At 60.9% G+C, this 14,276-nt stretch carries 14 protein-coding genes; 4 read left to right on the forward strand and 10 right to left on the reverse strand.

All coding sequences use genetic code 11. The features are described from left to right. The first annotated feature begins 11 nt into the window (after positions 1–11). Positions 12–710 carry a transcriptional repressor LexA gene (gene lexA, locus GLP43_RS11520; protein WP_237279415.1) on the forward strand — a complete coding sequence of 233 codons (699 nt, stop codon included), beginning with the start codon at positions 12–14 and terminating at the stop codon, positions 708–710. Here the strand turns inward: lexA and GLP43_RS11525 are convergent. Beyond that, on the reverse strand, positions 667–2,766 hold the full coding sequence (locus GLP43_RS11525) for a ComEC/Rec2 family competence protein (RefSeq protein WP_237279416.1): 2,100 nt from the start codon (positions 2,764–2,766) through the stop codon (positions 667–669). The two genes, lexA and GLP43_RS11525, sit on opposite strands and share 44 nt — an antisense overlap. Before the next feature lie 126 nt (positions 2,767–2,892). Here GLP43_RS11525 and gltX point away from each other — a divergent pair, with 126 nt between their 5' ends. The 3 genes from gltX (at position 2,893) to GLP43_RS11540 (ending at position 6,359) form a co-directional block, all read left to right on the forward strand. Continuing rightward, entirely contained in the window at positions 2,893–4,293 is a 1,401-nt protein-coding gene (gene gltX / locus GLP43_RS11530; protein ID WP_237279417.1) for a glutamate--tRNA ligase, read from the forward strand. A 113-nt stretch (positions 4,294–4,406) separates the two neighbouring features. Continuing rightward, positions 4,407–5,702: a citrate synthase gene (locus tag GLP43_RS11535; RefSeq protein WP_237279418.1), complete on the forward strand. Its 1,296-nt coding sequence runs from the start codon at positions 4,407–4,409 to the stop codon at positions 5,700–5,702. 363 nt (positions 5,703–6,065) lie between these two features. After that, the gene (locus GLP43_RS11540) at positions 6,066–6,359 is read left to right on the forward strand and encodes a hypothetical protein (protein WP_237279419.1); all 294 of its coding nucleotides are present in this window, start codon (positions 6,066–6,068) and stop codon (positions 6,357–6,359) included. 5 nt (positions 6,360–6,364) lie between these two features. Here GLP43_RS11540 and GLP43_RS11545 read toward each other — a convergent pair whose 3' ends face one another. The 9 genes from GLP43_RS11545 to GLP43_RS11585 form a co-directional block, all read right to left on the reverse strand. Then, positions 6,365–7,141 (reverse strand): enoyl-CoA hydratase-related protein, encoded by a 777-nt coding sequence (locus tag GLP43_RS11545; RefSeq protein WP_237279420.1) that lies wholly within the window; start codon positions 7,139–7,141, stop codon positions 6,365–6,367. Positions 7,142–7,213: 72 nt separating this feature from the next. Further along, the gene (locus GLP43_RS11550) at positions 7,214–7,684 is read right to left on the reverse strand and encodes a cytochrome c-type biogenesis protein (protein ID WP_237279421.1); all 471 of its coding nucleotides are present in this window, start codon (positions 7,682–7,684) and stop codon (positions 7,214–7,216) included. After that, the gene (locus GLP43_RS11555) at positions 7,681–9,642 is read right to left on the reverse strand and encodes a heme lyase CcmF/NrfE family subunit (protein WP_237279422.1); all 1,962 of its coding nucleotides are present in this window, start codon (positions 9,640–9,642) and stop codon (positions 7,681–7,683) included. Before GLP43_RS11555 ends, GLP43_RS11550 begins: the two co-directional genes overlap by 4 nt. 53 nt (positions 9,643–9,695) lie before the next feature. Next, a complete protein-coding gene (locus tag GLP43_RS11560) occupies positions 9,696–10,310 on the reverse strand; it encodes a holin family protein (RefSeq protein ID WP_237279423.1) in 615 nt (204 codons plus the stop codon). Beyond that, positions 10,301–10,912: a holin-associated N-acetylmuramidase gene (locus GLP43_RS11565; protein ID WP_237279424.1), complete on the reverse strand. Its 612-nt coding sequence runs from the start codon at positions 10,910–10,912 to the stop codon at positions 10,301–10,303. Before GLP43_RS11565 ends, GLP43_RS11560 begins: the two co-directional genes overlap by 10 nt. Positions 10,913–10,992: 80 nt before the next feature. After that, positions 10,993–11,436, reverse strand: a complete 444-nt coding sequence (gene ccmE, locus GLP43_RS11570; RefSeq protein WP_237279425.1) for a cytochrome c maturation protein CcmE — start codon at positions 11,434–11,436, stop codon at positions 10,993–10,995. Between the two features lie 6 nt (positions 11,437–11,442). Further along, on the reverse strand, positions 11,443–12,471 hold the full coding sequence (gene argC, locus GLP43_RS11575) for an N-acetyl-gamma-glutamyl-phosphate reductase (protein ID WP_237279426.1): 1,029 nt from the start codon (positions 12,469–12,471) through the stop codon (positions 11,443–11,445). Between the two features lie 36 nt (positions 12,472–12,507). Then, positions 12,508–13,317 (reverse strand): glutamate racemase, encoded by an 810-nt coding sequence (locus tag GLP43_RS11580; RefSeq protein WP_237279427.1) that lies wholly within the window; start codon positions 13,315–13,317, stop codon positions 12,508–12,510. 12 nt (positions 13,318–13,329) lie between these two features. Beyond that, entirely contained in the window at positions 13,330–14,229 is a 900-nt protein-coding gene (locus tag GLP43_RS11585; protein ID WP_237279428.1) for a lysophospholipid acyltransferase family protein, read from the reverse strand. Positions 14,230–14,276: the final 47 nt, after the last annotated feature.

Here is a 14,276-nt window from a genome sequence, read left to right on the forward strand (position 1 = left end):
GGAATGTCCGGATGCTGACCAAGAAACAACTCGATCTGCTGGCCTTTATTCACAAACGTGTGCAGCGCGACGGCGTGCCGCCCAGCTTTGACGAGATGAAAGAAGCGCTCGATCTGCGGTCCAAATCCGGCATCCACCGTCTGATCACGGCGCTTGAGGAACGCGGCTTCATCCGCCGCCTAGCGCATCGCGCCCGCGCGATAGAGGTGGTGAAACTGCCCGATAGCTTGGGCAGCCTGTCCGGTGCGGGTTTTACCCCGCGCGTGATTGACGGCGACCGCCCCGATGGCCCCCCCCCCTCTGCCGCGCAGCCGGTCAGCGCGTCGTCCTTTGATGTGCCGATGATGGGACGTATCGCCGCCGGTGTCCCGATCGAGGCGATCAGCACCATGACCCAATCTGTCGCCGTCCCCGGCGGGATGATCAGCGGCAGCGGCGAACACTACGCTTTGGAGGTGCAGGGTGATTCCATGATCGACGCAGGGATCAATGATGGCGACGTGGTGATTATCCGCGAAACCTCTGTCGCGGATGATGGGGATATCGTGGTTGCGCTGGTCGAAGACAACGAGGCGACGCTCAAGAAATTCCGCCGTCACGGCAGCTCTGTCGCGCTGGAAGCTGCTAACCCCGCCTATGAAACGCGGGTTCTGCCGTCGGATAAGGTCAAGGTGCAGGGGCGTCTGGTCGGGTTGATCCGCACCTACTGACGCTTGCTACCGCGGCGGGCCTATCCTTGGGCCATGCTGTCCACAACCGCGTGCCCGCCTTTTGGCGGGCCGTTTGCATCGTGACCCGCGCGTTGTCGAGTTTGAGAACAACCGCTCCCGTGGAACGCAACCGGTCGGGGTCAAACACCTCGCAGCCGCCTGTCAGCGGCGGTTCAGGCACAACTGACAGCACGATGATCTGATCCGCGCGGCACGCCCCGAACGCCGCCCGCGCGCGCTTGCCGGACAGGTGGATTACCTCCCGTCCCCCGATCTTTGGCCTTATCGGCCAACGTGCTGCAGCCTGGGCCTGATCGGCCCCGTCGCCGTCATTCTCCAGCCAGTTGAGCGCGACAAAGCCTGCGCCTTTTGCCTTGCTCAGCGCACGGCCCGTGGGGGTCATCACCCCCACCAGACTGCCGGTGTCCGAGATCAGCACCATCGGACGCTCTGCACCGTGCCACAATACCCCCGCCGCAATCACAGCCCCCAGTCCGGCAAACCGCAACCAGCCCTGCCACAGCAACAGCCACAAAAACCCGAGCGCCAGCAGCGGCAGCACCCAGGGGCCAGGGGCGGCCACATGCCCCTGCGCCCCGTCGATCCCCGCAACGCCTTGCGCGACCAGCAAGATCCAGCGCAACCCTGCGCCCATAACCTGCAGGGGGATCCACTCTAGCCCCAGCGGTGCCATGACCAAGGCCGCCACCGCAGCCGGCATCACCAAGCCCCCCATCAGCGGGACCGACAGCAGGTTCGCGACCAAGCCATACTGCGCGATCGTATTGAAATGGGCCGCCCCGATGGGCGCAGTAAAGCCCCCCGCCACAGCCGAGGAAATCACCGTCGCCACAGCCGGTGCCAGCCACTTCGGCCCAAGCGAGACCTCGGCGTTGCGCAACCAGCCAAAGATCGCAACCAACCCCGTGGTGGCGGCAAAGGACATCTGGAACCCCGGCCCCGTCAATGCCTCTGGCCGAAGGACCAATACGATCGTCGCTGCAATCGCCACGGCCCGCAGGGTCAGCGCTCGTCGCCCGATGATCAGTGCGCCAAGGGCTACGGCGACCATGATGAACGCGCGTTCGGTTGCGACATTGCCCCCCGACAACAGCAGATAGCCGCTGGCCGCCACCAGCGCCCCCGCGGCTGCGATGCTGCGCGTGGGCCAGCGCAGCGCAATCCACGGCACCAACGTCAGCACGAACCGCAACGCGCCGAAGACCACCGCGCTCAGCAATCCCATGTGCAAGCCCGAGATCGCCAGCAGATGCGCAAGGTTGCTGGCACGCAGATCGTGCAGTGCGTCTTGGCTGATGGCGCTGCGGTCGCCAGTGGTGATCGCGGTGGCAAACCCGCCGATATCACCCGACAAGATCCGCTGAATGTGGGTCGAGGCCGCCATACGCGCCCGAAATACCGCCAGCCCGCTATGCCCCGCCTCGGCCGGCGTGGCCGCCAACAAGGGCGTGCGACTATACCCCACAGCGCCCAAGCGCACGAACCATGCATGCCGTTGGAAATCAAAGCCCTCAGGCTCGACCGGACCGCTTGGCGGCGACAGATGCCCCGTGGTCATCACCCCGAGCCCCGGCGTGATATCAGCGTCAAAGCGCCTGTCGCCATGCAAGGACACGCGCACATGCAGGGGCGTCCGAGCCGCAGAGACCCGTTCCAGCACCACTTGATCCAACGTCAACCGCAGGGCATCGGACTGGCTGCGATCCACCGCCACGACGCGCCCCGCGATTGGGCCGTAATAGCGCCACCCCAGCACCGGCCCGCCGACGGCATCAGCCCGCCACGCCGCCAAATCAAAACCGACCAACACCAAGGCCGTGCCCAACAGAACAGGCCCCGCGACCTCGCCCGCCAGAAAGGCCGCAGCCCCCAGCAGCGCCGCCCCGCCCGCGACCCAAAGCAGAACAGCCAGCGAAGGCTCAGCCCGCAGCGCAAAATAGCTGCCGACCCCCATGGCCAGACAGACCGGCACCCATCCGATCAGATGCCCCCGCTGTGCGCGCATGCTCTGCGCCATATAGGACAACAGCCCCATACTTGCCCCCGTTCTCTGCACTGGGTAGATAGTCGGGGACGCTATCTCCAAAGGAGTTAGCAAATGATAAACGGCACCCCGAACGGGCGTTTTCCGTGAACTTCTGCTGCAAAGGACCCTCCGCCCATGACAACGCCTGTCGTTACCCGTTTCGCCCCGTCTCCTACCGGTTATCTGCACATCGGCGGCGCGCGGACGGCGCTGTTCAGCTGGCTTTATGCACGCGGCCGGGGCGGTAAATTCCTGCTGCGTATCGAAGACACCGACCGCCAGCGCCACACCCCCGAGGCAACCGAAGCGATTCTGCAGGGCATGGCGTGGCTGGGACTGGATCACGACGGTGACGTGGTCAGCCAGTTCGAAAACGCGCCCCGCCACGCCGAGGTGGCGCTGCAGCTTCTTGCCGAAGGAAAGGCCTATAAGTGCTTCGCCTCGCAAGAAGAAATCGCCGCGTTCCGGGATCAGGCCAAAGCCGAGGGGCGCAGCACCCTGTACCAATCGCCTTGGCGTGACGCCGCGCCCGAAACGCACCCCGACGCCCCCTATGTCGTACGGATCAAGGCCCCGTTGACGGGCGAAACCGTCATCCACGACGCGGTGCAGGGCGACGTGGTGATCGGGAACGACCAGCTCGATGACATGGTGCTGTTACGTTCCGATGGTACGCCCGTCTATATGCTGGCCGTTGTTGTTGATGACCATGACATGGGCGTGACCCATGTGATCCGCGGGGATGATCACCTCAACAACGCCGCGCGCCAGATGATGATCTACAACGCCATGGGCTGGGACGTACCGGTCTGGGCGCATATCCCGCTGATCCACGGCGCGGATGGCAAAAAACTGTCGAAACGTCACGGCGCTTTGGGCGCGCAAGAGTATCAGGCTATGGGCTTTCCCGCGGCCGGTATGCGCAACTACCTCGCCCGTCTGGGGTGGAGCCATGGGGACGACGAATTCTTCACCGACGCCCAAGCGCAAGAATGGTTCGATCTGGACGGTATCCGCAAAAGCCCCGCGCAATTCGACCTCAAGAAGCTGGAAAACATCTGCGGGCAGCACATCGCCGCGGCGGATGATGCTGCATTGCGGCACGAGATCGAGGGCTATTTGACCGCTGCTGGTCTGCCCGCGCTTACGAAAGCGCAAGCGGACGGGTTGGAGCGGGCGATGTATTGCTTAAAGGATCGCGCGAAGAAATTCCCTGATCTTCTTGAAAAAGCTGAATTTATCCTCGCTGAACGCCCCATCCAACCGGACGAGAAGGCAGACAAGCATTTGGACAATGTATCCCGTGGTATGCTGACTGAATTGACGCCGCAGTTGCAGAATGTTACTTGGGACAGAGAAACGCTGGAGGAGGCGCTGAACGGCTTTGCCGCCGCTCGGGACACCAAATTCGGCAAACTGGCGGGGCCGCTGCGCGCAGCACTCGCCGGGCGGGCAGCAACCCCATCAGTTTTCGATATGATGCTGGTACTTGGGCGCGACGAAAGCCTTGCCCGCTTAAACGATGCAGCTATCTAAAATATGCAAAAGCATATTCCTGATGTGCACAACAATAACTGAGGGGCGGACCGTTTCGGTATCTCCCCAGTCGGCGGCATGACGCGCGTCGATAAACGATAGGAAGGGACTTCATGGCCGAAAGTACAAAATCCGCAACGTTGACCATCGACGGGAACAGCTTTGAACTGCCGATCTATTCCCCGTCGGCGGGCCCGGATGTCATGGACATCCGCAAGCTGTTCGCGCAGGCGAATGTGTTCACATATGACCCTGGCTTCACCTCGACAGCGGCCTGTGACAGCACGATCACCTTCATTGACGGTGACGAAGGCGTGTTGCTGCACCGTGGGTATCCGATCGACCAACTGGCCAGCGAATCTCACTACCTCGAAGTGTGCTACCTGCTGCTGTATGGCGAACTGCCCTCTGCCGCGCAGCTGGAAGAGTTCGAAAATCTGGTGACCAACCACACCATGATCCACGAGCAGATGATCAACTTCTTCCGTGGTTTCCGCCGTGATGCACACCCGATGGCGATCATGGTCGGCGTTGTGGGCGCGATGTCTGCCTTCTACCACGACAGCACCGACATCAACGACGCGCACCAACGCGAAGTGGCAACGATCCGTCTGATCGCCAAGATGCCGACGATTGCCGCGATGGCCTATAAATACACCATCGGTCAACCGTTCATCTATCCGCGCAACGACGTAGACTATGCCGGTAACTTCCTGCGCATGTGCTTTGCCGTTCCAGCCGAGGATTATGTCGTCGACCCGATCCTGTCGCGCGCGATGGACCGTATCTTTACCCTGCATGCGGACCACGAACAGAACGCATCGACTTCGACCGTGCGTCTGGCGTCCTCTTCGGGGGCGAACCCCTTTGCCTGTATCGCTGCCGGCATCGCCTGCCTTTGGGGTCCGGCGCATGGTGGGGCGAACCAGGCCTGTCTGGAAATGCTGAAAGAGATCGGCACACCGGACCGCATCCCTGAATTCATCGCCCGTGCCAAGGACAAGAACGACCCGTTCCGCCTGATGGGCTTTGGTCACCGCGTTTACAAGAACCACGACCCACGCGCGACCGTGATGAAAGAAAGCGCGGACGAAGTGCTTGAACTGCTGGGTGTCGAAAACAACCCGATCCTGCAGGTCGCGAAAGAGCTTGAAAAACAAGCGCTGGAAGATCCGTATTTCGCAGAGAAGAAGCTGTTCCCGAACGTCGATTTCTACTCGGGCATCATCCTTGAAGCGATGGGGTTCCCCACATCGATGTTTACGCCGATCTTTGCGCTGGCACGGACTGTTGGCTGGATCTCGCAGTGGAAAGAGCAGATCAGCGATCCTCAGCTGAAAATCGGGCGTCCCCGTCAGCTGTATCTTGGCGAAACACCACGCGACTATGTGGATATCGAAAAGCGCTGAATTTCAGTACATTAGTCGAAACGCCCCGCCCTCACGGCGGGGCGTTTTGCATTTCGGGGTGGGCTGCTGCTGCCTGAAACGCAGGACAAAGAGAATCACCTGGGCCCCCGCCAGAAAGCACCCCGTGATCAAAGCGCCTCTTTCCAGCCCACTGTTTCAACTCACTTTTCCCCATTTCGAAACCATAGGGTCCGAAATATGGCAGTTTTGTGTTGTTGTTTCCAAGCTGCGCATAATGGCCAAAATTGATTGACCAACCGCCCCGATCATCCCAGATTCATCGTCAATTCAGCGCAGGTTCACCCTGTGCGATGCACAGCAGACCCCAATACGCCCGCTGGCCCCTGCGGAAAGGATGACCGGATGAACGACCCTCGGCCTCGCCTGCAATGGGATAACGCAACCAGTCTAAGCTGCAAGACCGCACGGCATCACCCCGCGCCGCAGGGATCCTTTGTGCATGATATCGAACAGAAATGTGACCAGATCGCGGTTGTCTATGACAAAGGCCAGACGCCGCCGCGGATCACGGTCAAACAGGTGTCAGGCAGCGTGCACACGGTGCTAGCCGACGGGATAGCGGTGGCCGTGGTTGCCAGCGCCTCGCGTCCGACCCTCAACGCCGATGATGTGTTGCTGGTCGAACGCTCGGTCTAGCGGGATTAGCGGCCCTCGAAGCTCGCGGGGCGTTTTTCCATAAAGGCCATCACGCCCTCTTTGAAATCACGCGATTGCCCGCATTTCCCTTGTTCCTGCGCCTCTAGCGACAGCTGATCCTCCAGCGTGTTGTCCCAGCTGGCGCGAATAGCGTTCTTGGCAGCGGCATAGGCTGCGGTCGGACCTTGGGCCAGATGCGCCGCCTTGGCACGCCAATGGGCGTCAAACTCGGCATCGGCCACGGCCTCCCAGATCATCCCCCAGTCATCCGCCTGACAGGCAGAGATTTTATCCGCGAACAAGGCCGCGCCCATAGCCTTGGCCGTGCCCATCTGACGGGGCAACGTATAGGTGCCGCCCGCATCAGGCATCAGACCAATGCGCGTAAACGCTTGCAGGAAATAAGAAGATTCCGTCGCAAAGACCACATCCGTCGCCAGTGCAAGGTTCGCCCCTGCCCCCGCCGCAGGACCATTGACCGCGGCGATCGTTGGCACAGGGCAGTTGGTGATCGCCCGCAGCATGGGGCCGTATTCTTCGCGAAGGGTGCGTTCCAGGTCCAGCGTCCCTTTGCTGCTGCTGTCGCTAAGATCCTGACCGGTGCAAAACGCACGACCGGCTCCGGTGATGACCACACAGCGCGCGTCTTTGCCCGCTTGGGTAAACGCGTGCTCGATCTCTGCCCGCATTTGCGTGGTCAGCGCGTTCATCTTGTCGGGGCGGTTCATGGTGACCACGGCCAGCCCGTCGGTCAGTTCATAGGTCAGGGTTTGATAGTCCACGGCGCGGGTTCCTCCTCTAGAATTCCCCCGCACCTTACCCATACGACACGCAGCCGCCAGCAAAACCCCGCGTTATCGCTTCAGAATGTCATCCAGCCGCGCCTGTTCTTGCGCGCTGAGCGGGGCTTGTTCGGCAGACGGAGCCTTCGCACGACCGCGCAGGTAGCCAAGCCCCACCCCCGCGGCGATCAACAGCATCAGCGGCCCTGCCGCCCACAACACCCAGGTTGATCCCTGCGCAGGCGGGTTGAGCAGGACATATTCACCATAGCGGTCGACGATATAAGCGACCGCCTCTTCGTCGCTATCACCGGCCACCAGACGTTCGCGCAGCAGGATACGCAGGTCGCGCGCAAGGCTAGCGTTGCTTTCGTCGATGCTCTCATTGCGGCACACAAGGCAACGCAACCCTTTCGACAAGCTCCGCGCGCGTTGTTCAAGCGCCGGATCCGAGAGCACCTCGTCCGGCTGCACGGCCCAGGTCGGCGCAACCGATAGCACAGGTGCCGCGAACAACATCAGGGCGAGTATCAGCGCTCTCATTCCGCAGGCACCGGCTTTGATTTCGCCGCCCCTGCCGCAACGCGGTAGCGTCGGTCCGAAAGGCTCAACACGCCGCCAAGGGCCATCAGCGCGCAGCCGATCCATATCCAGTTGGTCAGCGGTTTGACATAGGTGCGCACCACCCATCCGCCATTTGCCTGTTCATCCCCGATCACGACATAAACATCGCGCAGCAGGTTATAGTCGATCGCCGCTTCGGTCGTGGGCATCTGCGCCACGGGATAGAAGCGTTTCTCCGGTCGCAACTGCGCAATCTCTTCCCCGTCGTGGAACAATGTCACGCTGCCGGTCGTCGCCGTATAGTTAGGGCCTTGGCCCTGGGTGACATCGTCCAACTGCACGCTATAGCGCCCCACATCGTAGGATTCCCCCAGCGGAACGGCGCGGATGTCATCAATCGACCACGCCGTCAGGCCAGCCACCCCTGCCATGGTAACCCCAAGACCGGCGTGGGCCACCATCTTACCCCAGTCCGCGCGCGGCAATCGCCCAAGCCGGCGCAGCCGGTTGGCACCACGTCCTGTGCGCCCCCACAGGTCGACAACGGTGCCCATCACGATCCACGCGCCCAAGAACAACCCGAGCGGACCCAACAGGCTACGCCCCGACTGCATCGCGTAGGCCAGCCCTCCAATCGCAATCGCCAATACAAAGGCGTAGCGTAGCGGCTTTAGCGCCCGCGAAATCACCGCACGCTTCCAAGGCATCGCCGACCCGATCGGTAGGATCAGCCCCAGCATAACCATGAAAGGTGTAAAGGCGGCGTTAAAAAACGGGGGGCCAACACTCAATTTTCTGTCGAAGAACATTTCGGCCAGCAGCGGCCACATCGTGCCGATGAACACGACGAAACAGGCTACGGCGAGCAAGACGTTGTTTACCAGCAAAGCCGACTCCCGGCTGACCATGCTGAACACGCCTTTCGCCTCTAACGCGCTCGCGCGCGCCGCGAACAGAACCAGCGCACCGCCCATGAAAAACGCCATGATCATCAGAATAAACACGCCGCGCTCGGGGTCATTCGCAAAGGCGTGGACCGAGGTCAGCAACCCAGACCTGACGATAAACGTCCCGATCAGCGAGAAGCCAAAAGCCAGGATCGCAAGCAGGATCGTCCAGCTTTTCAGGCTTTCGCGTTTTTCGACAACGATGGCGGAATGAAGCAACGCCGCCGCAAGAAGCCAGGGCATAAAGCTTGCGTTTTCAACGGGATCCCAGAACCAGAACCCGCCCCAGCCAAGCTCGTAATAGGCCCACCAGGACCCAAGCGCGATGCCGATCGTCAAAAACACCCACGCCGCCAAAGTCCAAGGGCGCACCCACCGGCCCCAAGCGGCATCGATCCGCCCTTCGATCAAGGCGGCGACGGCAAAGCTAAAGGTCATCGAGAGGCCCACATAACCCAGATACAAAAACGGCGGGTGGAAGGCGAGCCCGGGATCCTGCAGAAGCGGGTTCAGATCCTGCCCGTCAAACGGTGGCGTCGCCAGCCGCAAGAACGGGTTGGATGTGAACAGGATGAAGGCAAAAAACGCCACACCGATGGCGGCTTGCACAGAAAGCACTCGCGCCCGCAACGTCGGCGGCAGATTGCCCCCGAACCACGCGGCCATCGCCCCGAATAGCGAGACAATCAGCACCCACAGCAGCATTGAGCCTTCGTGATTGCCCCAAGTCCCGCTGATTTTATACAAAAGCGGCTTCATAGAGTGGCTGTTCAACACCACCAAACGCAGCGAGAAATCAGATGTGACAAAGGCCCACATCAACGCGCCAAACGCCAGCAGTGTCAGAGCGAATTGCGCACCGGCAGCGGGCTCTGCCACCGCCATCCAACCGGGCCAGCGTTTATGGGCACCGATCAGGGGCACGACCGTCTGAACGATGGCAACGCCGAAGGCGAGGATAAGGGCGAAATGTCCGAGCTCTGTAATCATACCCCGATCATAGAGCGGAGCACCGCCCCATACCATGCCGATTCACCGCGAAATCACACGACTGTGCGCAGCAAAGCGTCGCAGGGTCCCCCATAGCCCGCAGCCCTGCGCCAGTCCGCAAGCGCTGCGTTGTCCGATCTGTCGCGCGCGGCCTCAGATGCGCCTTCCAGATCCCGCAGGGCCCCTTCTTCAACACCATCAACACGTAGCGTTTCCAGCTCTTCGATATGCCGCATCACCGTTGGGGTCCGCGCAATGGTCCGCGCGATAGAGCGTTGGAACTCCAGGGTTTTCACCTGATGCCGCGCGCCAAAGTAGAAGGACACGACAACCCCCAGAAGCCACCATAACGGCTCTGGCACCAGCGACACGCCCTGCATCCGGCTGGCAAACCAGACCGGGTCAACCATCGCCGCGATGAACAAGCCCAAGGTCCCAAGCGCCAGCGCTGGACGCGGAAGCCGGTTCAACCCGTCCATGAAACGGTCAAACCGTCCCTTGCGGGGCATAGCGAATTCCGCCCCAAATTGCACCATAGCCTGTTCCCGCGCGGTCGCATCACGGCCGGCCGTCTTCTCCGCATTGGCGCGAAATACCTCGACCGTGTCGCGCACCACATTGCGGCCGTCACCAAAGACCAGTGCAAGCGCGGTATCAATCATCCCCATGCCGCGACCCTTTCGTTAAAGTCACGGATGCTCAGATGATATCGCGGCGACATGAATTCCTCTGCCCGTTTGATCCATCCTCCTTTCTTTCCGGCCCTTGTGCGGGCGTATTTGCGACTTGCGGGGCGCTGATCCGCGAGCCCAAAGTAATAGTTGCGCCGCGCCACGGCGTAGGCGTCCACCATCTGCGCAGGTGCAGCGGCGTAAGCGCACCCCGTCGCGCCAAGCGTTTGCGGCCCAAGCACCCCGTCCACGGCCACATCAAACCCCATATCTCTTAACAATCGCTGAAGAATCTTCACCGCATTCGCCCCCGCATTGACGTACATATCAAAAACGGACGGCTGGAGCGGACGGGGCAGCTGTGCGATCTTGGGTTTGTGGAAGTAATGGGTGATGAATATCTCGGTCGCTTGAGCTTGTGTAAGCTCTTGAACATCGGCGAGATTTACGGCGCCGTCACGGTTCACATCCAGCCCCAGCCGACGCAGTGTGTGGATGGTGACGCCGTGGTTCGTTGCCCCGCCCGGATCATCGGGGTCATTCACAAAGCCCCCCTCACGCGCGACGATGGACTTTGCAATTTCCTCAACAGTTTGCATCAAATTGGCCCTTCTTGCAGGTTGTACTGCTGCAAGAATGACGTTTCAGATGTTAACGAAACCCGGCAGGCCCGTACGCATCACCCCTCGGGGGCAACATAAACGCCTTGCTCTTTCAGGGCGTCGACGACCTCTTTCGGCATGTAGGTCTCGTCATGTTTGGCAAGGATTTCAGTCGCTTCGAAGGTGCCGTTGATGTAACGCCCTGTCCCGACCATGCCTTGATTTTCCTCGAACAGATCGGGCAATACACCGCTGTAGGTCACAGGCACAACCGCGCCTCCATCGGTCACGGAAAAGCGGATCGTCAGGCCATCACCGCGCACAAGGCTGCCTTCTTCGACCAGGCCACCGATGCGGAAAACCTCTGTCGGGCCGGGGGGTTCGGCGATCACCTGACTGGGCGCGCGGAAAAAGTTGATCCCGTCGCGCATGGCATATCCAATCAGCGCCGTGGACAGCACAAGCGCCACGACCGCGACACCGATGATCTGGATACGCCGTTGCTTTTTAAGACTTTTCATGCGCCCTCAGGGAAATAGCGGAGCCATCATCAGCCCCTCGACCTCGTCAATACCTAACATCAGGTTGGCGTTTTGCAACGCCTGCCCGCTGGAGCCTTTGGTCAAATTATCGAGCGCCGCCACCACAATGGCGCGGCCGTCGATTCGGTCTGCCACCACGCCGATATGGCAGAAGTTCGACCCGCGAATATGGCGCGTGCTCGGGGCCTCCCCCATGGGCAGCACCTCGATAAACGGCTCGGCATCATAGGCCGCGGCAAGTGTTTTGTGGATCACCTCGGCGTCGCCTTTGACATAGACGGTCGCCAAAATTCCGCGGTTTGCGGGCACCAGATGCGGGGTGAACTGCACCTTGACCGGACGGCCGGCGATAGCGGAAAATTCCTGATCAAACTCGCCCAGATGGCGGTGCGTCCCGCCAAGGGAATAGGCATGATACCCCTCGGACAGCTCTGCATGCAGCAGGTTTTCCTTCAACGACCGCCCCGCACCGGACACGGCGCATTTCAGGTCAAGGATGATGTCGTCCAGATCAATCACGCCTTTTTCGATCAAGGGGCGCAGGGCGAACTGGCCGGTGGCGGCGTTACAGCCCGTACCGGCAACAAGACGCGCGGATTTGATCTCTTCGCGGTAGAATTCGGTGAGGCCATAGACCGCCTCTTTCTGTTGCTCCAACGCGGCATGGGGGTTGCCGTACCACTTGGCGTAGGCCTCGGGGTCGCGCAGCCGAAAGTCCGCAGAAAGATCGACGATTTTCAGGTCTTCAGGCAGGTTCGCGATGACCTCTTGGCTGGTTTTATGGGGCAAGGCGCAAAAGCACAGGTCAATCTCCGAGAAATCTATCTCTTCAATCGTGACCAATGCGGGCAGGTCTAGATGGCGCAGGTGTGGAAACACCTCTGCGATGGTTTGCCCCGCCTTGGAGTTTGCCCCCAAGGCTTTGATCTGCATAGAGGAATGGCCAGCGATCAGCCGGATCAGCTCGGCTCCGGTATAGCCGGAGGCACCAAGAATGGCGATATTATGGGTCATGTCGGGTTCCGTTCGGAAAGTGTTAGCAAATACGTGTTAGGCCGCTTGAAAGGTCAGCGGTCGTCGCAAGAATTGCGTGGCACGGCTGCTGACCTTTTTGGGATCGCCCGTGGTCAGGAAAGCCGCCTCGCCCGTGCCCAGCATATTGGGATGACGCTTTAGATAGTCGCCTAGACTGTGGGCGACCAGATTGGCTTGGCTGAACACTTTGACATCGGGGCCAAGCGCGTCCTGAAAGGTTTCCTGCATCAGCGGGTAATGGGTGCAGCCCAGAATGGCCGCTTCGGGCGCGGGCATCTTGCGTTTCAGCGCGTCCACATGGCTGCGGACCAGCGCTTCGGCGAGGATGAAATCACCGTCCTCGATCGCATCGACGACACCCCCACAGGCCTGCGCTTCGACATCGACGCCGATCGCCCGAAAGGCCAGTTCACGCTGGAACGCACGACTTGCCACCGTTGCGGGCGTCGCAAACAGCGCCACGTGCTTGAGATCCACCTCGCGCGGGGGGGAGTTGTCGCCCCATTGGCGTTCTGTCATCGCCTCGATCAGCGGCACAAAGACGCCCAACACACGCTTGTCCGATGGGATCCACCCCTCCTGCATCCGGCGTAGCGCCGCGGCAGAGGCAGTGTTGCACGCCAAGATCACCAGATCGCAGCCCGCATCAAACAGACGCTGGGTGGCAGCCGTGGTCAGGTTATAGATGTCATCCGCGTTGCGCACACCATAGGGCGCATGGGCGCTATCGGCCAAATACACGAAATCCACATCCGGTAGCTGCGCCTGCACGGCATCCCAAACGGTCAGCCCGCCTAGCCCAGAATCGAAAATACCAACTGCCATAACACCTTGCCGTCACCTGTCGGCACGATGCCGATCTTCAAATTCAAACCCCAGATCAAAGGATTTTGCCGGGTCTGGTGACAACTCATACGTCGCTTTGCGCAGGAAATCCATCATAGCTTTTGCGTCTTTTGCCATGGGGTCCAGCACGTTTCTGCCGATGGGTTCGCCGATGACCACGCGCACGGGCGTGTCGACCCGTTTGCGGAATTCCTTGATCAGCAGCCCCATGCGCAGGGTGTGGTGCATGTGGCTGGCAATCTGGAACAAGCGGCTGGTGTGCCCGTCAAAGTAGATCGGCACGACGGTGGCATCCGATTTCGCGATCATACGGGCGGTAAAGCTGCGCCAGCCCGGATCCATCGGGCGCGAAAACGGCCGTGCGCTGGTGCTGACGGTGCCCCCCGGAAAGATACCAACCGCGCCACCCTGCCCCAGATACTCCAGCGCGGTCTTGCGCGTGCGCAGGTTCAGCGCCAGCGCGGCCTTGTCCTCGTCAAAGCTGATTGGCAGCAGATGGCGGTTCAGGTCGGGTGCGCGGTTAAAAACCGAATGGGCCATGATCTTGAAACCCTCCCGCCGCCGCGACAGCATATGCCCCAGCATCAACCCGTCCAGAATACCGTAAGGATGGTTCGCCAGCGCGATGACAGGCCCCGTTTCGGGGATATTCGCCAGACTGCCGCCCACGACGTCAAGCGTCAGCCCATAGCGCTGCACCATCACGTCAAAGAAGCCGATCCCGCGCGCCATGTCGTCTTCATAGCCGGTGGCCCGTTTCATCAGCCCCAACCGCCCTGTGCTATTCTCCATCAGCCGGATGAAGGCACGCGCGGGCCGCGACTTGGCGGAATAGGCATAGCTGATGTCACGCGCTGTCAGAGGCCGAAGATCGGGCTGCAAGAGGGTCAAGGTCGGTTCCTTTTCACGGGCTTTGCCTTGCCCTCTAGCAGTGGATC

This window comes from Sulfitobacter sp. M39 (assembly GCF_021735935.1).
Lineage (GTDB): Bacteria > Pseudomonadota > Alphaproteobacteria > Rhodobacterales > Rhodobacteraceae > Sulfitobacter.